Genomic DNA, 25457 nt, shown 5'->3' with positions numbered 1-25457 from the left:
ATTATCAATGACACGGGGCAATACACCTATCAAGTATTACCCTAGGGTCTGTTGACGTTTAGTTTGACTAAACTGCACCAGCGCCAAACTACCCAATAAATTAGGCAGAAAATTGACTGGTTCACCTTGATGCAACACCACTTGGCCATCCACTTGCATGCCTAATTTTGCGAGCAACTGGCTAAAGTCATTCACGGTACAAAAATGAATATTCGGCGTGTTATACCATTCATAAGGAATGGTTTCCGAGACTGGCATTTGCCCTTTAAGGATTTGCCAGCGGTTTTCCCAATAGCCAAAATTTGGAAAGGTCACAATCCCGCAGCGGCCAACGCGCAGCATTTCTTGCAAAATTAGCTCGACGTTATGCATCGATTGAATCGTCAGCGACAACACCACAAAGTCAAAACTGCCGTCTTCAAAATGCTGCAAACCGCTTTCCATATCGGCTTGAATCACGTTCAGATTTTTTTCAACGCAATGCACAATCGAATTCACATCGACATCAACGCCAATGCCGCGCACTTGTTTATTCGCTTGCAGCCAAGCCAATAACTCACCATCAGCGCAGCCCAAATCCAACACCCGAGATGCTGGCTTAATCAACTGCGCAATATGCTTTAAGTCAGGACGAAGATTTATGAGTTCAGCCATTACACCAGCTCCTTCGCCACATTGTTTAAATAGGCGCGCATCACATTCATATACGGCGCATCTTGCATTAAAAAGGCATCGTGCCCGTGCTGCGATTCAATCTCGGCGTATGAGACGGTTCGATCGGCGTCGAGCAAAGCTTTTACAATTTCACGCGAGCGCGCTGGGGCAAAACGCCAATCGGTGGTAAATGACACCACCAAAAACTTGGCTTTTGCCTGCCGCATCGCCTCTGCCAAACTGCCACCGTAATGCCGTGCCGGATCAAAATAATCCAATGCTTTGGTCATTAATAAATAGGTATTGGCATCAAACACATTGGCAAATTTATCGCCTTGATAACGTAAATACGATTCGATTTCGAATTCAACGTCAAAGCCATATTGGTATTCACCGGTACGCAATAAGCGACCAAATTTCTCGCCCATGCCACCATCAGACAAATAAGTAATATGCCCGAGCATGCGCGCTAAGCGCAGTCCACGCCGAGGCACGACGCCATGCTGGTAAAAGTCGCCGCCATGAAATTCAGGATCAGTCAATATAGCTTGGCGGGCCACATCATTAAACGCAATATTCTGCGTGGTTAACTTCGGTGCAGACGCAATGACTAAAGCATGACGTATACGCTCAGGATATGTGATTGACCAGCGTAGTGCCTGCATACCCCCCAAGCTGCCGCCAATAACTGCCGCAAATTGTTGGATCCCTAAACGATCGGCCAAGCGCGCTTGTGTCTCCACCCAATCACGCACCAAAACCACCGGAAAAGCCGAGCCATACGGCTCACCCGTCGCCGGATTAATACTCGAAGGACCAGTTGAGCCGTGACACCCCCCCAGATTATTCACGCCAATGACAAAAAAGCGATTGGTATCAATCGGCTTGCCCGGCCCAATCATACTGTCCCACCAACCCGGGGCTTTATCCTCCGCCGTGTGGTAACCCGCCACATGATGATGGCCCGACAAAGCGTGACAAATCAAAATCGCATTCGATTTATCGGCATTAAGCTCACCATAGGTTTCCACCATCAACTCATAGCGCGGTAATACGGCGCCCGATGACAGTGTGATCGGCTCCTCAAACACCCATTTTTGCGGGGTAACGATGCCAACTGAATCAGACACGATCCAACTCCTTTTTTGACTTGGCGATGAATGCTGACGCGGCCAGCAATAGCGCAAAAAACACCGAAAAAGTATTTCCTTCGGAAATATCCATCAGTAAAGAATTAAACAAACTACACACTGCGTACGACAGCGTCACACCCACCGCAACGGCAGCCCAAACGCGAGGCAGACCCAGCGCCATTTTGAGTGCACTCGCCAGTAAAGCCAGATACAAAGCCACGCCAAGCAATCCCAGTTGCATGCCTTGTAGCAAATATTCATTGTGCGGATTACTCATCTCCAGCGGGCCAATTTGCGTCTTAATCGCCCCAGTGCCCTTACCCAACAGAGGATATTCAGCAATTTGCTTGAGCGCCGTGAGATAAAAAACACTCCGTATGCCCATTGACGTTAAACACGCCTGATCTTGCTGTGGTGTATTGAGCGCCGCTTGGCAAGCGATGACTTCGGTTACGCCCAATTTTGCCCGTTGTTGCACAGGATTGTTGGTAAGCGCAATCACCAGCACGCCAAGGCTCAATAGCGCCACAAACCCATACCGCCAGCGATGCTGCAAAAACATCCAGCCCAAAGTCATCAGCAACACTAAACCAGCCAAATGCCCGGTGCGCTGCGGCGACATTAAATACACGCCAGCAAAACTAGCTGCGGCCAGCAAAAACCCCGCCCATTGCCGATAGCGAATCCCGATGGCGAACCACACTACGCCAGCAAAAGCCATTAAGAAGGTTTGCGCGATGGCATTTTTAGAAATCGCCGATGCGGCGACAAACGTCGTGCCAAACCATGTCGGCTGGCCTGTAAACCAGACCAAGCTTGATAGCAATAAAATCCCTAAATTGCCGACTAAAAAACCAGCAATCGCATACTGGATGGTTTTCTCTGGCCCTTTTAGAAAAAACAGCGCCAGCAAGGGAATAAACAGCAGTTTTTTATATTTAGCAAAATAAGCCCACGCTTCTGGCGCCGGAGAAAACACCGCACCTAGCCCCAATGCCAACCACAACAGTAAGGGCAATAAGGCGAATGGGTTGCTGCGAAAGAAATCAACAATTTGGCCACGCGCCCAATATAAGCCCAACAGACCACACAACGGCACCATGATATTGGTCAGCGCAGTGCTGCTTGGCAGCGCAAACCCGAGCAAAGCCGAGAACAATAACACCACCAATACTGCTTTTTGATTCGTCCACAACATTGCTAAATGACCTTGATAAAATGTTTTCTCCTTAGCTCAAAGCCAAAGATGAACTTGAATTCACGACGATTAGATCGCGAGATGCTAGGGTCTGTTGACGCTTGGTTTACCAGCCGCGTTTGTGCGGCTTTTAGCCTGAGGCAAGGCACGAAGCGTGCAGCGTAGTCACTCTACGCCAGCGTTTCGTAACGCAGCATCAGGCTAAAAGCCGCCAAACCCGAAGGGCTGGGCGCTTTTCGCGGCGACTCTGTGTTGTAGCAAGCTCACATAGAATGACTATGTATCGCTTACTACGCCTTGATTCGCCGCGAAAAGTACTCCAGCGCGGCGGGAAACCAAACGTCAACAGGCCCTAGAGTCGCAATTGATTTGCTCATTTTGTTCTCTCGGCAAAGATTCATCCACTCTCAATCCGCTAGCAATCGAGAACGGCGCAAAAAAAGCCAAAATCACGAAACTCCATCACTCGGAGCAATCGGTCAAGTCGCTAACTTACGGCCAACACTTTGCCCCAAGCGCCAAGCCGACTTGCCTGACGCCGCGAGAAGAGCGATTATAGCAGCCTGACTCAAGTAAAAACGAAACCCATGCCGACTATTGGCGTTGCCATCATTACTAAAAATGCCCAAGCTCATCTTGCAGACTGTCTTAATGCTGTCACTTGGTGCGATAAAATCGTTGTTTTAGATTCGGGTAGTACCGATCAAACTTTAAGCATTGCACAAGCTTACGGCGCTCATATTGAGCAAACCACCGATTGGCCCGGCTTTGGCATCCAAAAAAATCGCGCAATCGCCCTACTCGATACCGATTGGATTTTAGCGCTGGATGCCGATGAAGTTCTCGATGCCGAGCTGATGCAAAGCATTCAAGCCGCGATCAAAGCACCGACGGCCAGCGTGTATCAAATCAGTCGCCTATCCAATTACTGCGGCCGCTGGATTAATCATTCCGGCTGGAAACCCGATCATTTGCCACGCTTATTCCAACGTGGGCACGCGGCTTATTCCGAATCTTTAGTGCATGAAAAACTCAATTTTTCAGGCCAAGCGCCGCTATTAGCTGGCCAGCTTTTACATTACTCATTTGATCGCTTAGATGACGTACTCGATAAAGTGAATCGCTACTCCAGTGCTGGCGCAGAGCAACGTTTGCAGCGCGGCGAACGCTCGAGCTTAGGTAAAGCAATTTATAAAGGCTGGTGGACGTTTATTCGTACTTACGTTTTACAACGCGGCTTTTTAGATGGGCGAGAAGGCTTTATTTTGGCGGTATCTAATGCCGAAGGCGCGTACTATCGCCAACTCAAACTGATGTATCTGCAAGAAAAAAAATGAAAATTTCTATCATTGTCACCACCTACAATCGGCCTAAAGCACTCAATTTAGTCCTCGCTGGATTAGCCCGACAAAAAACAACCAGCCCTATCGAATGGGAAGTGCTTATTGCCGATGATGGCTCTAAAAATGATACTTTTGCATTAATCCAATCATGGCAAAGCCACTTTCCATGTGCATTGCACCATGTATGGCACGAAGATCTTGGCTTTCGCGCTGGCGCAATTCGTAATCGAGCAGCAGCCCAATCCAAAGGGGATTATCTGGTGTTTCTCGATGGCGATTGCGTGCCGATGCCCGATTTTTTGCAACAACATGCCATATTGGCAGAAACCGCCTGGTATGTGGCGGGCAATCGAATCCTGCTCTCGGAAGCATTCACCGCAACCTTACTCGAGCAACCAGACGCCATCAACATCATGGACTGGTCAATCTGGCAATGGTTTACCGCCAAATTATCCGGCAAAACCAATCGAGCTTGGCCTTGCCTACGCTTAAAAATCGCTGATGCACGCAAAAAACGGCGAACTCGTTGGGAAGTGGTGAAAAGTTGTAATTTAGGCGTTTGGAGAGCCGATTTCATCGCCATCAATGGCTTTGACGAAAGCTTTTCTGGCTGGGGGCATGAAGATTCGGATTTTGCAATCCGCTTGCTGCGCCTGGGCGTCGGCATCAAAGACGGCCGTTTTGCTGTGCCGGTGCTGCATCTTTGGCACCGTGAAAACGATCGCTCTAAACAAGCAGAAAACTGGAAAAAACTCGAAGAAACACTCAAAAGCACGCATATTGAAGCCAAAATTGGCTTAAAGTCACTGACTCAATAAACAATCAGCACGGCAATGCCGTGCTGATGCGTATTAGCGCGTCGCCACGGTGTTTTCCGCAAGTGAAAACTGTACCGCATGCATTTGCGTATACACGCCATCACGCTCAATGAGCTCTTGATGCGTACCGCTTTCAATGATTTTGCCTTGCTGCATCACCACAATGCGGTCAGCTTTTTCAATGGTGGATAAGCGATGCGCAATTACCAAGGTAGTACGCCCCACCATCAGGTTTTCTAGTGCTTCTTGCACTTTACGTTCTGACTCGGTATCAAGCGCACTGGTTGCTTCATCCAAAATCAAGATCGGTGCGTCTTTATAAATCGCCCTTGCAATCGCTAAGCGTTGTCGCTGGCCGCCCGATAAACGCACACCATTTTCACCGAGCATTTCCGCAAAGCCTTGTGGCATTTGTTCAATAAATTCAGTAGCAAATGCCGCATCGGCCGCCGCCCGCACCCGCGCCATATCGATTTCATCCACACCATACGCAATATTGGCGGCAACGCTGTCATTAAATAACACCATATCTTGCGACACTAAAGCGATTTGTGAACGTAAATTGGCCAAACGATAATCCGCCAGCAACTCGCCATCAAGACGAATTTCACCGGCGCTAGGCTCATAAAATCGCGGAATCAAATTGGCCAAGGTGGTTTTGCCACTGCCTGACTGGCCGACCAAAGCCACGCTTTCACCCGGTTTGATGTCTAAATCAATACCTGCTAACGCTTTCACGCCATCCACTTGATAGGCAAACTCCAGCTGGCTAATCGTGATATGTCCTTTCACGCGCTGCGGCGCCAATGTGCCGTGATCTGGCTCTAATGGCTGATCCAAAATACCAAACACCGAGTCTGCGGCGGCCAAACCGCGATGCAATGAATCGCTGAGCTTAGATAGATTTTTAATTGGCTGCTGTAACAGCATCATGGAACTCATAAACGTCACAAATGAGCCTGCGGTCATCGCGCCATCGGCTGCGCGTAAACCAGCAAAATAAATAATCGCCGCAATCGTTACCGCAATTAAAAACACCGTAAAGCCAGAGTTCAAACTCGCGGTGGCTGCGCGCTTTACGGTTAAACGCCGCACATTTTGATTGGCGGCACCAAAACGTTTCGCTTCATAGCTCGCTCCACCAAAAATCTTAATAATTCGCTGTCCACCCAAGCTCTCATCCAAGATCTGGCTCATTTCGCCCATGGTGTCTTGCGTTTGTTGCGATAATCTTCGCTGGCGTTTACTCACAATCCGAATCGATACTGCCGCACCGGGCAGCATAATCAAGCAAAACAAAGTCAGCTGCCAATCGGTCCACAGCATAATGCCAAGCAAAGCAATCGCCATCACCGAGTCTTTGACCAACACGGTGAGCACATTCAAGCCCGCATCCATAATCTGGTTAATATCAAACGTCACCCGCGACAATAAAACACCGACTGACGATTGATCAAAAAAGCGAATCGGCATGGCCATCATCCGCTCAAACACTTGCTGGCGTAAATTATGCATCACGCGTGACGACAACCAAGCACTGCCATATTCGTAGCCAAAGCTAGAAATCAAACGCACCAAGCCTAAGCCAAACAAAGCCAATGGCATCAACCATGCGGCCTGTGCTGCCGCCTGATTTTGCTTAAAGCTATCAATAATCACGCCGAGCATTTTGACCATCGCGGCATCGACACCGCCAGCCACCACCATGGCCAAAATCGACATCACGACGATGCCACGGTACGGGCCAAAGTAGGCAAGAATTCGGAAATACAGCTGTTTGCTATTCATGAGCTCAGTAGAAAAAAAGCAATAAAGTCAGATTATAACGGAGTCACGTCTCGCTCAGGACAGCAGCGCAACATTCACATCATTTACCGCAAAATAAAAAGCCTACGCAGGCGTAGGCTCATCATCTGGTATTCATCGCTGTCGGGGCAATTTAAACTGCAAGACGCGCTTTAAAAATCCCCATAACGCGATTGCAATAAGCCCGCAATCACCGGCGCAACACTTTCGGTGCGTAAAATCCTCGGCCCCAATAATACAGAGGTATAGCCCGCAGCAATTGCTAAATCATCTTCTTCAGACGAATACCCGCCCTCAGGGCCGATCAGTACACAAACGCTCGCAACTTTCTCGGGCAAACTAGCCCAGGCCACTGCGCCGGTTGGGCACAGCAATAATTTTAATTCGCCAGCATTTGGCTGAGCTAAAAATTGCGCCAACGTGAGGATGGGCCGAATTTCTAATAAGCGCGTTCGGCCACATTGCTCAGCGGCACTGGCAGCAATCGCTTGCCAATGCGCCAGTCGTTTTTCGGCGCGCTCGCCTGAATAGCGCTGCTGGCAATATTGCGAAATCACCGGCTGCAACACCGCAACGCCGAGCTCGGCGGCTTTTTGCACCGTGTAATCCATGCGATCAGCCGCCGAAATCGCCTGCACTAGGGTGATTTTCAACGGTGATTCACGATCTACATCGGCAAAAGACAACACATCGACACTAACGGTTTTTTTACCCATGGCCGCAATTTGCGCAGTAAATTCACCACCTTGGCCATTAAATAAAATAATTTCTTCGCTAGGCTGCAAACGCAATACTTGCACATGCCGCGCCACCGACTCGGGTAAGTCAAAACTTTGCCCAATTGAAAGTGGCAAATCAATATAAAAGCGCGGCATAAACCATCATGTCCTTGCAATAAAACACGCGTCAATCAAAGGGGGATTAAATCCCAAGCGGAGGGAGGTCATGAAACGACGATGGCACATCTTTAAGCCGATCAAAACTCACCATTTCATAATTACTTGGATCTGAAAGTAGCTCACGCAGCAATTTATTATTCATGGCGTGCCCCGATTTATAGCCAGAAAAAGCCGCAATCAAAGGGTGGCCTAAGATATATAAGTCGCCAATCGCATCGAGGACTTTATGGCGAACGAATTCATCTTCAAACCGCAAACCACCTTCATTCAGCACGCGAAACTCATCGATCACCACGGCATTATCCATATTGCCGCCGCGGGCCAAGCCGTTCATGCGTAAATATTCAACTTCATGAATAAAACCAAAGGTGCGCGCGCGGGCAATTTCACTGATGTAATTTGAATCAGCAAAATCCAACGTGATCGTTTGCGCAGATTTTTTAAAGGCGGGATGCTTGAAATCGATCGTGAGGGACACTTTGTAGCCGTTATGCGGCTCAAACTTGACCCATTTATCACCATCATGCACTTCGATCGGTTTGATGACTTTGACAAACTGCTTGGGGGCATCTAATTCGCGCACCCCAGCCGTTTGAATCAAATAAATAAAAGGCGCAGCAGAACCATCCATAATCGGCATTTCTGGCGCATCGACTTCGACAATCACATTGTCGATACCGAGCCCAGCAAATGCTGACATTAAATGCTCAATCGTGCCGACACGCACGCCGTCTTGCACCAGCGTTGAGGAGAGTCGCGTGTCGTTCACTAAATCGGGGCCGACTTTGAAAGGCGCCGACTCGGGTAAATCAGAGCGCTTAAAAACGATGCCAGTATCAGCAGCAGCCGGTCGCAAAGTGAGTTTTACTTTCTCACCCGAATGCAAACCAACCCCTGTCGCATGGATCGTCGAATCCAAAGTTCTTTGTAAAAACATGGCCATTCTGCCTAAACAATCAATTGCTTGATTTTACCAGTCCTAGGCAAAAGACTGGTTAAATCATTCCAATCACATTGATTGATTTCATTTATTACGCTAATCCAGCGAAACAATTAATCCGCTTGACGACGTAAAAATGCCGGAATATCCATATCGATATTACTCATTGCGGCCGGACGAGCTGGCGCTTCAGCGGCACGGCTACCACGATTATTGCGCCAAATTGCTGGCGTATCATAGGCATCGTCGTAAGCGGCATTATCGGTGCCAGTTTTTTGCATTGGGTTATTCACCACAGTCAGTGATGGCGTGCTAATCGCTTTGCCACCCAAACCAGTTGCCACTAAAGTCACGCGGATTTCGTCTTCACCCAGTGCTTCATCGTAAACCACACCGTGTTTTACCAATGCGCCTTCAGCAACGTGTGATTCGATAATTTCTAGCGCTTGGCGGGTTTCTGATTTTTTCAATTTGCCCGGTGCGGTCGAGAAATTCACCAACACGCCACGTGCGCCTTTAAAGCTAATATTGTCGAGCAATGGGCAACGGATGGCTTCTTCGGTGGCACGAATAGCACGATCTGGACCTGTGGCATGTGCCGAACCCATCATCGCCATACCCATTTCACGCATCACAGTTTTAACGTCAGCAAAGTCAACGTTAATCAAGCCTGGGTATTGAATGATTTCAACAATCGAACCCACTGCATTACGTAATACGTCATCAGCCGCACGGAAAGCTTCATCCACCGTGACATCATCGCCTAAAACTTCTTCAAGTTTTTGGTTAGAAACCACAATCAAAGAATCCACATAGCGCGACAATTCATCAATACCGACTTGTGCCACTTTTTGGCGACGGCCTTCATCTTGTCCAGGTGAAGTCACCACGCCGACAGTCAAAATACCTTTTTCACGCGCCACTTGTGCGATCACAGGTGCGGCACCAGTGCCGGTACCACCGCCCATACCGGCAGTGATAAATAATAAATCTGCGCCAGAAATCAATTCAGCAATGCGCTCGCGATCTTCTTCAGCAGCTTGTCGGCCAATATCAGGATCACACCCAGCGCCAAAGCCTTTGGTGAGTTCAGCGCCCAACTGAACCACATTGTCCGCCCGCGATTGCTTCAAAACCTGAGCATCGGTATTGGCGGAAATAAAATCAACGCCGTGCGACTGCATCGCATGCTCGATCATATTGTTGATTGCATTGCAGCCTGCGCCGCCAACGCCAATCACTTTGATATTCACGTGATGTGAAACCTCTGGTACTTCAATTAATAATGCCATTTTCACTCTCCTCTTGCCCGATTTTACTGCTTACCCGAATATTTCAGAAGTTATTTTGAAACCATGCCTTCATTCTGCTAAAAACATCACCCATGCCGCCTTCTTTCCCTCTGGCACCGGGCGCTTTTTGCATTTGTTGGCGCGCCAATAACAGCAAGCCAACTGCAGTGGAATAGCGTGGATTTTTAACCACTTCAGCCAATCCACCCACATAACGCGGCAAACCTAAGCGCACCGGCATATGGAAAATTTCTTCAGCCAAATCAGTCATACCCGGCATCAATGAAGCGCCACCGGTAATCACAATCCCGCTCGACAATCGATCTTCCAAACCGACACGGCGCAATTCGGCTTGCACAAAGCTATACAATTCTTCAACACGGGGCTCAATCACTTCAGCCAGCGTATGTCGGCTCATTTGCCGCGCACCGCGCTCACCCACGCCAGGCACTTCGATCATGGTTTGCGGATCGGTCATATGGCGTAATGCCACACCATGTTGGATTTTGATGTTTTCGGCTTCACCGGTTGGCGTACGCAATGCCATTGCCACGTCATTGGTAATTTGATCGCCAGCGATTGGAATCACTGCGGTATGGCGAATTGAACCACCAATAAATACCGCGATATCGGTAGTGCCACCACCGATGTCAACCAAACACACGCCAAGATCTTTTTCGTCTTCTGTGAGAACGGCGTAGCTGGAGGCCAATGGCTGCAACACCACTTCAGCAATCTCTAGCCCACAACGGCGCACGCACTTGGTGATGTTTTGTACTGCCGACACTGCGCCAGAAACAATATGCACCCGCACTTCTAAGCGCACGCCAGACATACCCAGCGGCTCTTTCACATCTTCTTGACCATCAATCACATACTCTTGCGACAAGATATGCAGGACTTGATGATCGGTTGGAATATTGACTGCGCTCGCCGTTTCAATCACTCGTTCAATATCTGCCGGGGTGACTTCTTTATCTTTAATCGCCACCATGCCATGCGAATTGAGGCTCTTGATGTGGCTACCGGCAATCCCGGTATACACTTCGCTGATTTTGCAATCGGCCATCAATTCTGCTTCACCCAATGCCGACTGAATCGCTGCAACGGTTTTTTCAATATCAACGACAACACCGCGCTTCAAGCCTTTCGATGCTGCGGACCCTAAGCCCACCACATTCAAAGAGCCATCTTCCTTCACATCAGCCACTACCGCGACCACTTTAGAAGTCCCGATATCTAGCCCAACGATGAGGTTTTTTGCATCCCTAGTCACTGACAGCCTCTTTTACAATTCTTAATGTTTAACTTTAAATACCCCAGCCAACTTATTGCTTTTTAAGTATTAAAAATACCAAAAGCATAAATCATGCCGAAGCTTTATTTGCCTTAGGTTTTACGACCGGCGGTAGCTTAACGCCCTGTTTGCCAGCCTCTACCGGCGTATACGATGGTAAATGCACGGCAAAACCATTCGGATAACGCAAATCCACATACTCAAATGGCTGCTGCAATAAAGCCAATGAATTAGGGTAAGCATTCACAAAACGCTTCACTCTATCCACCGCTTGATCACGCCCTACTTCTACGATCAATTGCTTATCTAATTCAAAGCGCCATGCCCGGCGATCCGATAACCACAAACGAGTTGGCGTTCGCTGTAAAGGCAATAACGCGGCTTGCAAAGCCTTAAACTCACTCACCATCAATTTTTCAGAGCCTTCAGGTCCTTCCAAAATGGGCAAAGGATCACTGGTTGCGGCATCAAACTTTTCACCGTACGAATTGAGCAACCCAGTCGTTCCCCAACGCGCCACTGCTTTGTGCTCTTCAATATTGACTTCTAAACGATCAGGCCAACGCCGACGCACTTCAACCTGACGTACCCACGGTAATTTTTCAAAATTCTGCCGCGTTTTATCCAAATCCAGCGTAAAAAACGTCCCTTTCAATTCATTTTTAATCACATAGCGTAATTGCTCGCGCGTTACATGCGCTAAATCCCCATCGACCTTAATCCGGCGAACCGGAAACAATGGCGAATGCACCGCCAAAAACAATAAGGAGTAAAACAATAACATCAATGCTAAAGCTGTCAGCAAGTTAGCAAGCCACATCAATAGCTGTGGCTTATCCCACATAACAACTCACTTTTAAGTGTCGATTTAAAGCCCGCTCAGGCATATTGATTGATTCCTAATTGGGCGCTTCAAACACCCATCTATCATGGGTATGCAAACGTAGCCAAATTATAACAATAGTTGCAAGGATATACCCTTACAAAGCGTAAAACCTATGAGATTGTTCCCAAAATTGTCAATACCAAGTCGTCATAGCTAATGCCTGCTTCACGCGCGCACATTGGAAATAGACTGTGTGTCGTCATACCAGGCGCCGTATTGGGCTCAAGCAAAAACATTTCGCCTTGCTCATTCATTAAAAAGTCGATTCGCGCCCAACCCGAAGCGCCGAGCACCCGATATGCTTGTTCACATAATTCACGCGCTTTTTGCTCTTGCTCACCCAATAATCCGGGGCAGTGATACACCGTGTCATCACGGATATATTTTGCTTCAAAGTCATAAAACTCAGTCGCAGGCTCAATCTTCACTGTGGCCAAGGCCTTGCCATCAAGCACCGCGCAAGAGTATTCACCGGCGTTAATTGAGCGTTCAGCCAAAACCAAAGCATCGTACTGTGCTGCCAAAGCGTAAGCCTGAGCAATTTGCGCAACGCTGCTACAACGCGTCACCCCCACGCTTGAGCCACCATTGGCGGGTTTTACATACAGCGGCAAATCTAACTGCTTGGCAACGGCAGCAAAATCACTGTTGGCATCGAGTAAAACATAATCAGGAATCGGCAAACCGGCCGCTTGCCACATCAGCTTGGTGCGCCATTTGTCCATACCAATGGCCGAAGCCATCACGCCACAGCCAGTGTAAGGAATTGACATAAATTCCAAAGCACCTTGGATCGTGCCATCCTCACCATAACCGCCGTGTAAGATCAAAAAGGCGCGCTCAAATCCTTCATCATGCAACGCTGACAATGGCTTTTCAGCCGGGTCAAAGCGATGCGCATCCACGCCTTGGCGAACTAAAGCCTCCAATACACCTGCACCGCTGAGCAAAGAAATTTCTCGCTCGCTCGAAGCACCACCCATTAATACTGCGACCTTACCCATCGCTTTCACATCAACACCGCTCATTTCACCATCTCACATAATAATTTCGGTGTATTCCCAATGGTGCCAGCACCCATCGTCACGACCACGTCACCCGCTTGCACTGCGGCAAAAATTGCCGTTGGCATGTCGGTAATTTGCGCCACAAACACCGGCTCAATTTTGCCGGCCACTCGCACAGCACGGGCTAAAGATCGGCCATCAGCAGCAACAATCGGCGTTTCACCGGCGGCATACACCTCGGCGAGCAACAAGCCATCGACCGTGTTAAGTACTTTGACAAAATCTTCAAAACAATCACGGGTTCGCGTATAGCGGTGCGGTTGAAACGCCAATAACAAGCGACGCCCCGGGAACGCGCCACGCGTCGCTGCCAGCGTTGCCGCCATCTCAACCGGATGATGACCATAATCATCGACCAAGGTAAACGTGCCACCGGCAGGTAAAGCGACTTCGCCATAGCGCTGGAAACGACGACCCACGCCTTGGAAACGCTCCAGTGCCGATACAATCGCGGCCTCATCAGCACCCACTTCAATCCCGATAGCAATCGCAGCGAGTGCATTGAGTACATTGTGCATACCCGGCATATTGAGCGTGACCGCCAAGCGACGTGATTCGCCGTTTTGCCAAACCGCATCAAAACGCATCATGCCGTTATCCGCCACAATGTTTTCTGCACGCAGCATCGCGTCGTCTGACACCCCATACGTGGTCACTGGGCTGGTCACTTTCGGCAAGATTGAGCGCACATGCGGATCATCAATACACAAAATCGCTCGGCCATAAAACGGCAAATGATGCAGAAAATCGATAAAAGCTTGCTTTAGTTTTTCAAAATCATGGCCATAAGTGTCCATATGGTCGGCATCGATATTGGTCACTACCGAAATCACCGGCGTGAGCAGCAAGAACGACGCATCGCTTTCATCGGCTTCGGCCACCAAAAAGTCGCCCTGTCCTAAGCGGGCATTCGAGCCTGCGGCGTGTAGCTTGCCGCCAATCACAAAGGTTGGGTCCAAGCCAGCAGCCTCGAGCACACTGGCGCTCAAGCTAGTTGTCGTGGTTTTGCCGTGCGTACCGGCAATGGCAATACCTTGCTTTAAGCGCATCAATTCAGCCAACATCATTGCGCGGGGTACCACGGGAATCTTGCGCTGGCGCGCGGCAATCACTTCTGGATTGTCGTCTTTCACCGCACTCGAAATCACTACCACGTCGGCATCGGCAACAAACTCTGCCGCATGCCCTTGAAATACTTGGGCGCCCGCATTCACTAAGCGTTGCGTTGTAGCGCTGACACCTAAATCCGAACCACTAATTTCAAAACCTAAATTGAGCAATACTTCGGCAATCCCACTCATGCCGACACCACCAATCCCAACAAAATGGATGCGTTTTACTTTATGTTTCATTGCGCTAATTCTTTAATCACTGCAACGACTGCGGCCGTTGCATTAGGTTGAGCTAAAGCACGCGCGGCCGTTGCCATCGTTAGGCAGCGTTCACGCGTCATTTCTTGAATCAATTGCGCCAGTTTTTCTGGGCTACTATTGCTTTGCGCTAATAAAATCCCCGCGCCAGCTTCACTTAAAAATTGCGCATTGCCGGTTTGATGGTCATCCACCGCATGCGGAAATGGCACCAAAATACTTGCCGCACCCACGCACGCGAGCTCGGCCACCGTTAGCGCACCGGAACGGCACAAAATCAAATCGGCATCGGCATACGCTTGCGCCATATCGGCAATAAACGCCACACAATCGGCCGTTACATTCGCCGCGGCATAATTCGCGCGCAATGTCTCTAAATGCTTTTCACCCGATTGATGCGTCACCAGCGGGCGATCAGCCGGTGAAATCAGCGCCAAGGCTTTCGGTAATTGTTCATTAAATACTTGCGCGCCTAAACTGCCGCCCACCACCAAAATCTTTAAAGGCCCAGTTCTGCCAGCAAAACGCATAGCAGGTTCGGCCACATGGGCGATTTCACTGCGTACTGGATTGCCCACACAATCGGCCTGATTAGGAAATGCCGACGGAAACGCAAACAACACTCGATTGGCAATTTTCGACAACACACGGTTGGTTAAACCCGCCACTGAGTTTTGCTCATGAATCACCAACGGCAACCAGCACAAACGCATCGCCAAACCGCCAGGAAAACCGGTAAACCCACCAAAACCAATCGCTACATCAGGACGACGACGGAAAATCAGATTCAATGCCGCCAATAACGCTTTGGTTTGCACCCACGGCTGGCTGAGTTTTTTTAACCAACCTTTACCACGTACGCCGGTAATTTTTAGCGTGACCAAATCGATACCTTGCTGCGGTACAACGCGGGTTTCCATCGCGCCGCTTGCGCCTAACCACACCACATCCCAACCCTCAAGACGCAATGCATTGGCCACGGCTAACGCGGGGAATATATGCCCACCTGTACCACCAGCCATCACCAACAACGTACGTTGTCCGCCTGTGGCTGCGGGTTCAATCCATTCGGCATCTTCTTTGCGCATTCGCCATCCGCTAACAATCAAAGCCAGCATGGCAACAATAAACAGTACCGAGAAAATAATCGTCATACCTTATAGCCTCGAATCATTTGACGATTTTCAAAATCAATCCGTAATAAAAAACCTAACGCTAATAAATTGGCCACAATCCCCGAGCCACCAAACGACAATAAAGGCAAGGTTAAACCTTTAGTGGGCATCACGCCCATATTTACGCCAATATTAATCACCGTTTGTACACCAATCCAAATACCAACGCCTTGCGCGGCTAATGATTGCCAATGCCGCTCTAATTTATTGGCCTGTACGCCAATCGAAAAAGCGCGAAAAACTAAAAATGCAAATAAGCTAATCACCACGGCAACGCCAATAAAGCCAAATTCTTCCGCAATAATCGCCATTAAAAAGTCGGTATGCGCTTCGGGTAAATAAGAGAGCTTTTCTACACTCAACCCCAAACCGACGCCGGTAAATTCACCTCGGCCAAAAGCGATTAAGGAATGACTTAATTGGTAACCTTTGCCATACGGATCTTGCCAAGGATCTAAAAAGCCCAAAACCCGCGCACGGCGATAAGGACTAGAAATAATTAAGGAAAAAAAAGCGCCGCCTAAAAAAATGATCAGGCCAGCAAAGATTCGCCAACTAAATCCAGCCAAAAATAATATGCCCATCGCAATCGCCGTTACGACAATTAACGCGCCCATATCAGGTTCGGCCAATAATAAGCCACCCACAATGGCCATTACAACGCCTAGCGGTAATAAGACCTTAGTTAAGCTATCAACAAAGGTTGAAGTCATACTGCTATTTTTACGCACGCTATAATCTGCGGCATACAGTACAGCAAAATATTTCACTAATTCGGAAGGCTGCAAATTAATCACAAACAAACTTAACCAGCGCCGACTACCATTCACCTCACGGCCGATCCCCGGAATCAACACTAAAATTAATAACACAATACCCAAAATAAATAACGCCGGAGCGTAACGACGCCATATTTCGGTTGGAATATTAAATGCAACGAATCCGGCCAATACGCCAACGACCAAATATGCCGAATGGCGCATCAAAAAATAACTCGAATTAAAGCCAGTATCTTTATCTACCTCAGCCATTGCAATGGATGAGGAATACACCATTACCAAGCCGATAGTCAGCAATAAAGTGACGCACCAAAATAAGCCTCGATCATATGCGCTCATTTTGGGCTTCATTCGCTGCATCGCTTGATAAAGAATTTGCCGCATTACTGCTCCAACTCTTTCACTGCGGCAATAAATACTTCGGCGCGATGATGATAATTACGGAACATATCTAAGCTAGCGCACGCCGGTGACAGCAAGACCACATCACCAGATTCGGCAAAATTACTCGCGACCGAGACCGCCATTTCTAGCGTCGGTAACATCATCACTGGCAAATAGTTATCATCGTCATCAGGCAAATACGCCGATTGCGCTTCATTTAATACGTCCGCCAAAGCGGGTGCATCTTTACCAATGAGTAACACCGCACGGCAAATTCGCTCACAGGCTTCAAGTAATGGTGAGAAATCTTGCCCTTTGCCCTCGCCACCCGCAATCAAGACCACAGGCCGCGTCATGCCTTTTAAAGCCGCTTCGGTCGCACCAACATTGGTGCCTTTTGAATCGTCGTAATACGCCACACCATTGATGTCGGCGACAAATTCAACGCGATGTGGCAAGCCTTTAAAATTTTTCAGAGCCTCAAGCAATGGTGCTAACGGCAAATCAGCAGCGCGGCACAAGGCAATCGAAGCCAGAGCGTTTACGGCATTATGCAAACCCGCAACAGGCAATTCCGATGCTTTGAGTAATTCAGTTGCGCCATAGCGAAGGCTAAAATCATGATCGATTTCAAGTAAACCATACTCGCCATCAGCAGGGGTATCTGCACCAAACCACACTATATTATGGTCTGGCTCGGCCATACCCTTACACCATTGATCTTCACGATTAAGAACTCGCACCCCTTGGCCATTAAAAATACTGGCTTTAGTCGCCGCATATTCTTTCATTCCGGCGTAGCGATCTAAATGGTCTTCCGAGACATTCAATACCGTCGCCGCAGTCGGCGCTAAAGAGTGCGTGGTTTCAAGTTGGAAACTGGATAATTCCAGCACCCAAAAATCGGGCCACTCGCCGCGCGCCTGCCATTGGGCTAATGCGGCCAACACCGGAACACCAATATTGCCAGCCATCACCGTGGTTTTTCCGGCGGCTTCACACATTTGCGCCACCATCGTGGTCACGGTGGATTTGCCATTTGATCCAGTAATCGCAATCACTTTGCCGGGCTGGCCTTGCAGGGCCAATGCCAATAATTCAATATCACCGATCACAGTAATGCCGCGAGCGATCGCTGCGGCCACTTCGGGTGTTGCCAGTGGCACACCCGGGCTGGTAATCAATAAATCAGCATCGGCAAACGTATCCACATTAAATGAGCCCAAGCGCAACGCGACCTGTGGCAACTCAACTTGAAGTTGCGCCAAATTAGGTGGCGTTGGGCGGCTATCGGCCACGGTCACTTGGGCGCCTTGTCCAACCAACCAACGTGCTGTTGCCAAGCCAGTTTCACCTAAACCGACGACGATGCAATGCTTTGCTTTGAGTTCCATCTTTGCTTACCGTAATTTCAAGGTGGCCAAGCCCACCAAGACCAAGAGCATGGTAATAATCCAGAAACGGACCACCACTTGAGTTTCTTTCCAGCCTTTTAATTCGTAATGATGGTGCAATGGCGCCATCCGAAACACGCGTTTTCCGCGGGTTTTAAAGCTGGCAACTTGAATCATCACCGACAGCGCTTCAACCACAAACACACCGCCCATAATCAACAGCACAATTTCTTGCCGCACAATCACCGCGACCATGCCCAAACCCGCGCCGAGCGCCAAAGCGCCAACGTCGCCCATAAAGACTTCAGCGGGATAGGCGTTAAACCACAAAAAGCCAAGCCCTGCACCGGCCATTGCCGCACAGAACACCACCAATTCGCCAGCACCAGGTACGTGCGGGACACCCAAATAAATCGCAAATTTTGCATTGCCCGCCACGTAGGCAAAAATACAAAACGCCCCCGCAATCAACACCGTCGGCATAATCGCCAAGCCATCTAAACCATCGGTGAGATTGACGGCATTACTGGTGCCAACAATGACAAAGTAAGTCAGAATACAAAAACCAATGGCGCCAAATGGGTACAAGATTTCTTTATAAAACGGCACAATAAAACCCGTTGTTGCCGCATCATTACCAAAATTCACCAGAAATAAACCGGCACCAATGGCAATCGCCGACTGCCAAAACATCTTGGCTTTGGCTGACAAGCCTTTCGGGTTTTTCAGCGCCACTTTTTTATAATCATCCACAAAACCAATAATGCCGGTAGCCAAAGTCACCACCAGCACCAGCCAAATGTATTTATTGCCTAAGTCACCCCACAATAAGGTGGTCAAACCAATCGACAGCAAAATCAAGGTGCCACCCATCGTCGGCGTACCGGCTTTGATTAAATGCGTTTGCGGGCCGTCATCACGAACCGCTTGGCCGACTTTCATTTCGGTCAATTTGCGAATCACCCATGGGCCTAAAGTCCATGAAATAGTCAGGGCGGTAATTGTCGCCAATACAGCGCGTAAAGTGAGGTAATTAAATACATTAAAGGCACGAACTGATTCGCCGAGCCATTGCATCAACATCAGCAACATGGCTGTGCTCCTTCTAATTCGTTAACAACGTCTTCCATGCGCATAAAGCGCGATCCTTTCACCAACACCATCGATTCGGGCGTCAATGCGGCACGCAAACTCGTCAACAATTGCGCTTTACTGGCAAAATGCTGACCGCGCTCACCAAAAGCGCCCACGGCATGCGCCATGTGTTCACCCACGGCGAATAAAGCGGCAATGCCTTGTTGCTGCGCATAAGCACCAATCAATGCATGCTGCTCAGCGGCATCAGCGCCCACTTCACCCATATCCCCCAACACCAAAATGGTATGTTTTGCCCCCATTGCCGCCAATACATCAATCGCCGCCCGCATCGAATCAGGGTTGGCGTTATAGCTATCGTCCAAAATTTGTGCGCCATTGGCGGCTTTTTTGGCTTGTAAACGCCCTTTTACCCCTTGCCATGCCGAAAGACCGGCAGCAATATCGGCCAAAGGGACTTGCATTGCCAGCGCCGTTGCCGCTGCGGCCAGCGCATTACGCACATTGTGTAAGCCCGGAACCGCCAGCTGCACTGATGCCGAGCCTAACGGGGTGAGTAATTGAAACTGACTGCCTAATGCGCCCAATTCAATCTGCTCGGCGGTGATTTCAGCGTCTTGCAGTCCAAATGACACACATTGATGCTCATCCGCTAATTGCCGCCACAAACCAGCAAACTCATCATCGTGATTAATGATGGCCACGCCATCGGCGACTAAACCGGCAAAAATTTCGCCTTTGGCTTGAGCCACGCCAGCTACTGAGCCCAAGGCTTCTAAATGGGCGGCGCCGGCATTATTGACGACCGCGACGTCAGGGCAGGCAATGCGCGTTAGGTAGTCAATCTCACCGAAATGATTCATTCCCATTTCAGCAACGACAAAACGATGCTGGGCATTGAGCCCTAGCACCGTTAATGGCAAGCCAATATGGTTGTTTAAATTGCCTTTGGTTGCGTGTACTTTGCTGGCGTCACCAACATGCTTAGCCAAAATACTGGCCAACATTTCTTTCAGGCTGGTTTTGCCATTACTGCCAGTAATGGCCGCTAGCTTAATGTCGGCGTGCTTTGCACGCCAATACCTTGCCAATTGTCCCAGCGCTTGTAAAGTGTCCGCCACCACAATCCGGTTACCCTCACCGTCTTTTTCAACGATGGCAGCGACGGCGCCTTGCGCCAAAGCCTGCTCAACAAAATCGTGTGCATCAAAGTGCTCGCCTTTTAAAGCGACAAATAAATCACCCGCGCGAATGTCACGACTATCGGTCGTCACACGGCTAAAGACCAATTCGGGGACACCCGAAAGTCGGCCATTGAGCGCTTGCGCAGTTTCCTGCAAATTCAACATCATGACTTCCTTATTGCTTTTTTGGCGAGCGCTTGGCTAGCCACTTCGACATCATCAAAATGTTGCCGCACGCCATCGATTTCTTGGTAGGTTTCATGCCCCTTACCGGCAACTAAAATCACATCGTTAGGACCGGCCATATCAATGGTGTCAGTAATGGCAAAACCACGATCCGACTCAATCGCATAATTGGCTTCGCCATTGCCCGGCACCCCTTCTACGCCAGCAATAATTTGCTGAATAATTGCCTGCGGTTTTTCGCTGCGCGGGTTATCACTGGTAATCACCACCGAGTCGGCCAAACGGCAAGCAATCTCACCCATTAACGGGCGTTTGCCATTGTCTCTATCGCCACCGCAACCAAAAACGCAAAATAAGCGCGCGCCTTGCGGCATCACTTCACGCAAAGTAAGTAGCGCTTTTTCTAAAGCATCTGGCGTATGCGCGTAATCGACCACCACCAAAGGCTTGCCCGATCCACCCAAGCATTGCATGCGACCTGGAGCCGAACGAATTTGGCCTAGCACTCGGCAGGCATCATCCAATGCCACGCCATCGGCCAGTAAGACGCCTAAGCAAGCCAGTAAATTGCTGACATTAAAGCGTCCTAATAGCGGCGAATTAATCGCACCAACACCAACCGGCGTATCGACTACCAAAGAGATACCGTCTAGCGAGGATTCAAAATGCTTAACGCGCAAATTACCGTGCTCAAAGCCATAGCTATACACTTTGGGCGCAGTGGTAAATTCAATCAGCTCACGGCCAAAAGCATCGTCAGCATTGATAACGGCCGCTTGCAAACCATCCCACTGAAATAATTTGGCTTTGGCTGTGGCATACGCGGCCATCGTGCCGTGATAGTCCAAGTGATCACGAGTTAGATTGGTAAAAACGGCGGTCTTAAACGGCACGCCATGTGCCCGCCCCTGATCTAAGCCGTGTGAAGAAACTTCCATCGCCACATGCGTTGCGCCATTGGCTTTAAACTTGGCTAACCAGCCTTGTAATGCCAAAGGATCTAAAGTGGTATGGGTTGAAGCGACTAAGTCGCTCACAAAACCATTGCCCAAAGTACCTAAAATGCCGGTTTTATTGCCCAATAAATCAAAAGCTTGTGCCAACCAATTCGCAATCGAGGTTTTGCCATTCGTTCCTGTGATACCGACGATAGGCATAAGTCCAGAATCGTTACCCAACAACGCACAGGCCACGATACCCGCTTGATAGCGTAGTGCTGGCACGGCTAAATTAGGTACATCCCAGGCTGGATTCCACACAAAATCGTCAGCTTCCCAAATCACCGCTGCGGCGCCTTTGGCTAGCGCATCGGCAATAAATTGTCGACCATCGACATATTCGCCACGAAAGGCCATAAATACATCGCCGGCTTGTACTTGGCGGCTATCGGCCACCAAAGGGCGAGCGGACTGTAATTCAATCAGCGCAGCTAAATCAAAAGCAGGCAATTCCCAACTCGCAGGCTTCATGTTTCTTCCTTTACTTCGGCTTCGGTATTGGGTAAGAAAATATTGGTCGTTGGCGCATCAGGTGGCACTCCCAATAAGCGCAAACTTCCAGCAACTACATTACTAAAAATCGGTGCGGCAACTAAACCACCGTAACGCATTGCAAATGATGGTTCGTCCACCATCACTGCCACGATCAAACGCGGATTTGAAATAGGTGCTAAACCGACAAAAGAACCCACACGCGCTGTATCGGAGTACTTACCATCCACTAATTTTTTCGCCGTACCCGTTTTACCGCCGACTCGATAGCCCACCACTTGCGCCCGAGTTGCCGTTCCGCCGGGCAACGTCACCATCTCCAGCATTTTGCGAACTTGTTCTGCCGTCTTGGCAGTAACCACTTGCTTGCCCGGTGCTGGCGCGACCAATTTAGTAAATGTCACCGGATGAATTTCACCATTGCCTGCAAACAGCTGATACGAGCGCGCCATTTGCATTAAGCTCACCGACATCCCATAACCAAAAGACATGGTGGCTTCTTCAATCGGGCGCCAGTTTTTCCAAGGTCGAATACGGCCAGCAGCTTCACCCGGAAACCCGGTATGCGGCGCTTCGCCAAAGCCAACGTCTTTATAAAAATTCCATTTCGACTCACGATCCATCATCAAAGCCATCTTCGCCACGCCGACGTTGGAAGACTTTTGCATAATGGTTTCCACCGTTGCCGCCCCCACCGCATGATCGTCCTTGACCATATTCGGGCCGATGGCCATCGTGCCACCACCGGTTTGAATAATGGTCTGCGGGGTGACTTTATCCGCATTCAGTGCCATTGCGACCGTCAGCGCTTTCATCGTTGAACCGGGCTCGTATAAGTCGGTTAAAGCACGATTGCGTTTATGCGCGGGGTCGATTTTGGCGCGACTATTGGGGTTGTAAGACGGCGCATTGGCCAATGCCAACACCTCACCCGTTCGCGCATCAAGTACCACAATCGCCCCACCCACTGCACCGGAGCTATCGACCATATTTTTCAGCTCGCGGTAGGCTAAATATTGAATTCGTCGATCAATCGACAACTGCAATGTTTGCCCTTCTTGCGGCGGTACGATGGTTGAAACGTCTTCAACAATGTAGCCACGTCGATCACGAATCACCGTACGAGAACCTGGCTTACCCGCCAGCATTTTTTCTCGTGTTAACTCAAAGCCTTCCTGCCCTTTGCCATCAATATCGGTAAAACCGACAATATGGGCCATCACTTCGCCTGCCGGGTAGTAACGGCGATATTCTGTTTGCGAATAGACTCCGGGGATTTTCATCGCCATCAGTTTTTTTGCATCTGCAGGTGAGATATGTCGTTTCACCCACAGAAAATCTGATTTTATTTCTTTGCCTTGCGAGTTTTTTCGTGATGCGGTCAATTTTGTTAACAGCTCTCCCGACTTCAATTGCAAATGCGTTTCTAATTTTTTAACTTCGTCGAGCGACAACGGCATCAGCTCATCGTCGTTCGCAGGCTTCCAATCTTCGGCACGCTGCTGCCCTGCTGGCAAAATCAGCATGCTGCGTGGGCTCATCCAAATCGACTGAACCGGTGTGGAAATCGCCAACGGCTCACCATTACGATCGGTGATCATGCCGCGATTGGCTTCTAGTTTTAACACCCGGCGATAGCGTGCATCGCCTTGGTCTTGTAAAAAACCTTCATTCCATACTTGCAAATACAAGGCACGACCGATTAAGGCGGCAAACAACACCATCAAACCGCCCAATACCGTCCAAACCCGCCAACGCTCTAACTTTGGGATTACGGCATACTTTGGTCGACGACGGCTAGCCGCCGTTTTTCCCGCTGTTATCATTACAGATCTTTAACCTCAGGTTGCTTCACGAGTTCACCGTGCTCCAAAATAACCTGAGTGCGATTCGATGGTGCCACTTGCATTTCCAAATTGTGTCCAGCTTCTTGCTCAATGCGAGAGTGCATCGCCCAAGTACTTTGCTCTAGTTGTAACTGTCCCCACTCAACATCGAGCTTACGAGTCAGTACGTCTTCTTTTTGCAATTCAATAAATAGTTTTCGCGACTTATGTCGACTGGTAATCACCGCTAAAGCGCAAATCACTAAAACTGCCAACAAAAACATATTTAAACGCGTCACAAAGGCCCCGCTGTACGTGCTGCAACCCGCAAAATCGCACTACGCGCACGCGGGTTGGCTTTAATTTCGATCTCTGAAGCTCGAATCGGTTTACCGAGAACCTGCAACGGCGCTGCGGCAATTTCGCTGGCACGCACCGGCAGACGCGAAGGCAAATGATCTCCCTTAGCGGCATCTTGAATAAACCGTTTGACGATGCGATCTTCCAGAGAGTGAAATGCAATCACGGACAAGCGTCCATCCGTTTTCAGCAAGCGCAATGCCTGAGGGAGTGTTAGCGACAGTTCCTCAAGCTCACGATTGATGTAAATCCGTATAGCTTGGAAGGTACGCGTCGCCGGGTTCTGGCCCGGCTCACGGGTGCGGACAGCCGTTGCCACGACCTCGGAAAGTTCTCCTGTTGTAGCAAAAGGTTTGCTTGCCCTACGCGTAACAATCGCTGCTGCAACCTGCCGAGCAAACCGTTCTTCGCCATAATCTTTTACCACCTCTGCAATATCTTTTTCTTCGGCAGAATTAAGCCATTCAGCCGCTGTTTGCCCTCGGGTCGTATCCATACGCATATCCAAGGGCGCATCAAATCTAAAGCTAAATCCGCGCGCGCCATCATCCAATTGTGGTGAGGACACGCCTAAATCCATCAATAAACCATCTATTTTTTCGATCCCGAGTCGGGCAAGAGATTCAGCCAACGTGACAAAGCCCTCGTGCACAATCGTGAAACGAGGATCGGTAATCGTTGCTGCTTCGGCAATCGCATATAAATCTTTATCAAATGCGATTAAGCGACCATTGGGTCCTAATTTGGACAAAATCAATCGAGAATGGCCACCACGGCCAAACGTGCAATCCACATAAGTGCCATCAGGCTGGATCGCTAACGCATCCACTGCCTCATTAAGCAATACCGTGCAATGCACGAAGTTTGTTCCAACCACTTCA

22 protein-coding genes are annotated in these 25457 nt (G+C 49.3%); 2 read left to right on the top strand and 20 right to left on the bottom strand.

Annotation, left to right across the window (positions count from 1 at the left end):
- Positions 1-36: 36 nt before the first annotated feature.
- Genes metW through HQN60_RS07195 form a run of 3 tightly spaced genes read right to left on the bottom strand, consistent with a single transcriptional unit; the run spans position 37 to position 2985 of the window.
- Positions 37-654, bottom strand: coding sequence for a methionine biosynthesis protein MetW (metW, locus tag HQN60_RS07205; protein ID WP_173533005.1), 618 nt, complete (start codon positions 652-654; stop codon positions 37-39).
- Positions 654-1784: a homoserine O-succinyltransferase MetX gene (metX, locus tag HQN60_RS07200; protein WP_173533004.1), complete on the bottom strand. Its 1131-nt coding sequence runs from the start codon at positions 1782-1784 to the stop codon at positions 654-656. Before metX ends, metW begins: the two co-directional genes overlap by 1 nt.
- Complete coding sequence (locus tag HQN60_RS07195; protein ID WP_173533003.1) at positions 1777-2985, bottom strand: O-antigen ligase family protein; 1209 nt, start codon at positions 2983-2985, stop codon at positions 1777-1779. Before HQN60_RS07195 ends, metX begins: the two co-directional genes overlap by 8 nt.
- A gap of 587 nt (positions 2986-3572) precedes the next feature.
- Here HQN60_RS07195 and HQN60_RS07190 point away from each other — a divergent pair.
- Positions 3573-4322, top strand: a complete 750-nt coding sequence (locus HQN60_RS07190) for a glycosyltransferase family 2 protein (RefSeq protein ID WP_173533002.1) — start codon at positions 3573-3575, stop codon at positions 4320-4322.
- On the top strand, positions 4319-5146 hold the full coding sequence (locus tag HQN60_RS07185; protein ID WP_173533001.1) for a glycosyltransferase family 2 protein: 828 nt from the start codon (positions 4319-4321) through the stop codon (positions 5144-5146). The genes HQN60_RS07190 and HQN60_RS07185 overlap by 4 nt, the downstream gene beginning before the upstream one ends.
- A 33-nt stretch (positions 5147-5179) precedes the next feature.
- Here the strand turns inward: HQN60_RS07185 and msbA are convergent, their stop codons facing one another.
- From msbA to rsmH, 17 genes are all read right to left on the bottom strand, one after another.
- Positions 5180-6934 carry a lipid A export permease/ATP-binding protein MsbA gene (msbA, locus tag HQN60_RS07180; protein ID WP_173533000.1) on the bottom strand — a complete coding sequence of 585 codons (1755 nt, stop codon included), beginning with the start codon at positions 6932-6934 and terminating at the stop codon, positions 5180-5182.
- Between the two features lie 170 nt (positions 6935-7104).
- Positions 7105-7827 (bottom strand): 16S rRNA (uracil(1498)-N(3))-methyltransferase, encoded by a 723-nt coding sequence (locus tag HQN60_RS07175; protein WP_173532999.1) that lies wholly within the window; start codon positions 7825-7827, stop codon positions 7105-7107.
- A 46-nt stretch (positions 7828-7873) separates the two neighbouring features.
- Positions 7874-8788 carry a UDP-3-O-acyl-N-acetylglucosamine deacetylase gene (lpxC, locus tag HQN60_RS07170; RefSeq protein WP_173532998.1) on the bottom strand — a complete coding sequence of 305 codons (915 nt, stop codon included), beginning with the start codon at positions 8786-8788 and terminating at the stop codon, positions 7874-7876.
- 116 nt (positions 8789-8904) lie between these two features.
- On the bottom strand, positions 8905-10083 hold the full coding sequence (ftsZ, locus tag HQN60_RS07165; RefSeq protein ID WP_173532997.1) for a cell division protein FtsZ: 1179 nt from the start codon (positions 10081-10083) through the stop codon (positions 8905-8907).
- A gap of 43 nt (positions 10084-10126) precedes the next feature.
- Positions 10127-11359 carry a cell division protein FtsA gene (ftsA, locus tag HQN60_RS07160; RefSeq protein ID WP_217390289.1) on the bottom strand — a complete coding sequence of 411 codons (1233 nt, stop codon included), beginning with the start codon at positions 11357-11359 and terminating at the stop codon, positions 10127-10129.
- 91 nt (positions 11360-11450) lie between these two features.
- The gene (locus HQN60_RS07155) at positions 11451-12224 is read right to left on the bottom strand and encodes a cell division protein FtsQ/DivIB (RefSeq protein WP_173532996.1); all 774 of its coding nucleotides are present in this window, start codon (positions 12222-12224) and stop codon (positions 11451-11453) included.
- A 152-nt stretch (positions 12225-12376) separates the two neighbouring features.
- The gene (locus tag HQN60_RS07150; protein ID WP_173532995.1) at positions 12377-13294 is read right to left on the bottom strand and encodes a D-alanine--D-alanine ligase; all 918 of its coding nucleotides are present in this window, start codon (positions 13292-13294) and stop codon (positions 12377-12379) included.
- Entirely contained in the window at positions 13291-14685 is a 1395-nt protein-coding gene (murC, locus tag HQN60_RS07145) for a UDP-N-acetylmuramate--L-alanine ligase (protein WP_173532994.1), read from the bottom strand. Before murC ends, HQN60_RS07150 begins: the two co-directional genes overlap by 4 nt.
- Entirely contained in the window at positions 14682-15791 is a 1110-nt protein-coding gene (gene murG, locus HQN60_RS07140) for an undecaprenyldiphospho-muramoylpentapeptide beta-N-acetylglucosaminyltransferase (RefSeq protein ID WP_173534639.1), read from the bottom strand. The genes murC and murG overlap by 4 nt, the downstream gene beginning before the upstream one ends.
- Before the next feature lie 62 nt (positions 15792-15853).
- A complete protein-coding gene (gene ftsW, locus HQN60_RS07135; protein ID WP_173532993.1) occupies positions 15854-17041 on the bottom strand; it encodes a putative lipid II flippase FtsW in 1188 nt (395 codons plus the stop codon).
- Positions 17041-18435, bottom strand: a complete 1395-nt coding sequence (murD, locus tag HQN60_RS07130) for a UDP-N-acetylmuramoyl-L-alanine--D-glutamate ligase (protein ID WP_173532992.1) — start codon at positions 18433-18435, stop codon at positions 17041-17043. The genes ftsW and murD overlap by 1 nt, the downstream gene beginning before the upstream one ends.
- A gap of 6 nt (positions 18436-18441) precedes the next feature.
- On the bottom strand, positions 18442-19515 hold the full coding sequence (gene mraY / locus HQN60_RS07125) for a phospho-N-acetylmuramoyl-pentapeptide-transferase (RefSeq protein WP_444542352.1): 1074 nt from the start codon (positions 19513-19515) through the stop codon (positions 18442-18444).
- A 2-nt stretch (positions 19516-19517) separates the two neighbouring features.
- Positions 19518-20882, bottom strand: a complete 1365-nt coding sequence (locus HQN60_RS07120) for a UDP-N-acetylmuramoyl-tripeptide--D-alanyl-D-alanine ligase (protein ID WP_308419436.1) — start codon at positions 20880-20882, stop codon at positions 19518-19520.
- Entirely contained in the window at positions 20879-22369 is a 1491-nt protein-coding gene (locus HQN60_RS07115; RefSeq protein ID WP_173532990.1) for a UDP-N-acetylmuramoyl-L-alanyl-D-glutamate--2,6-diaminopimelate ligase, read from the bottom strand. Before HQN60_RS07115 ends, HQN60_RS07120 begins: the two co-directional genes overlap by 4 nt.
- Entirely contained in the window at positions 22366-24216 is a 1851-nt protein-coding gene (locus tag HQN60_RS07110; RefSeq protein WP_173532989.1) for a peptidoglycan D,D-transpeptidase FtsI family protein, read from the bottom strand. The genes HQN60_RS07115 and HQN60_RS07110 overlap by 4 nt, the downstream gene beginning before the upstream one ends.
- Complete coding sequence (ftsL, locus tag HQN60_RS07105) at positions 24216-24515, bottom strand: cell division protein FtsL (protein ID WP_173532988.1); 300 nt, start codon at positions 24513-24515, stop codon at positions 24216-24218. The genes HQN60_RS07110 and ftsL overlap by 1 nt, the downstream gene beginning before the upstream one ends.
- A complete protein-coding gene (gene rsmH / locus HQN60_RS07100; RefSeq protein ID WP_217390349.1) occupies positions 24512-25453 on the bottom strand; it encodes a 16S rRNA (cytosine(1402)-N(4))-methyltransferase RsmH in 942 nt (313 codons plus the stop codon). The genes ftsL and rsmH overlap by 4 nt, the downstream gene beginning before the upstream one ends.
- Between the last annotated feature and the right edge of the window lie 4 nt (positions 25454-25457).

This window comes from Deefgea piscis (assembly GCF_013284055.1).
GTDB classification, from domain to species: Bacteria; Pseudomonadota; Gammaproteobacteria; order Burkholderiales; family Chitinibacteraceae; genus Deefgea; species Deefgea piscis.
This window is presented reverse-complemented; position numbering and strand designations above follow the sequence as displayed.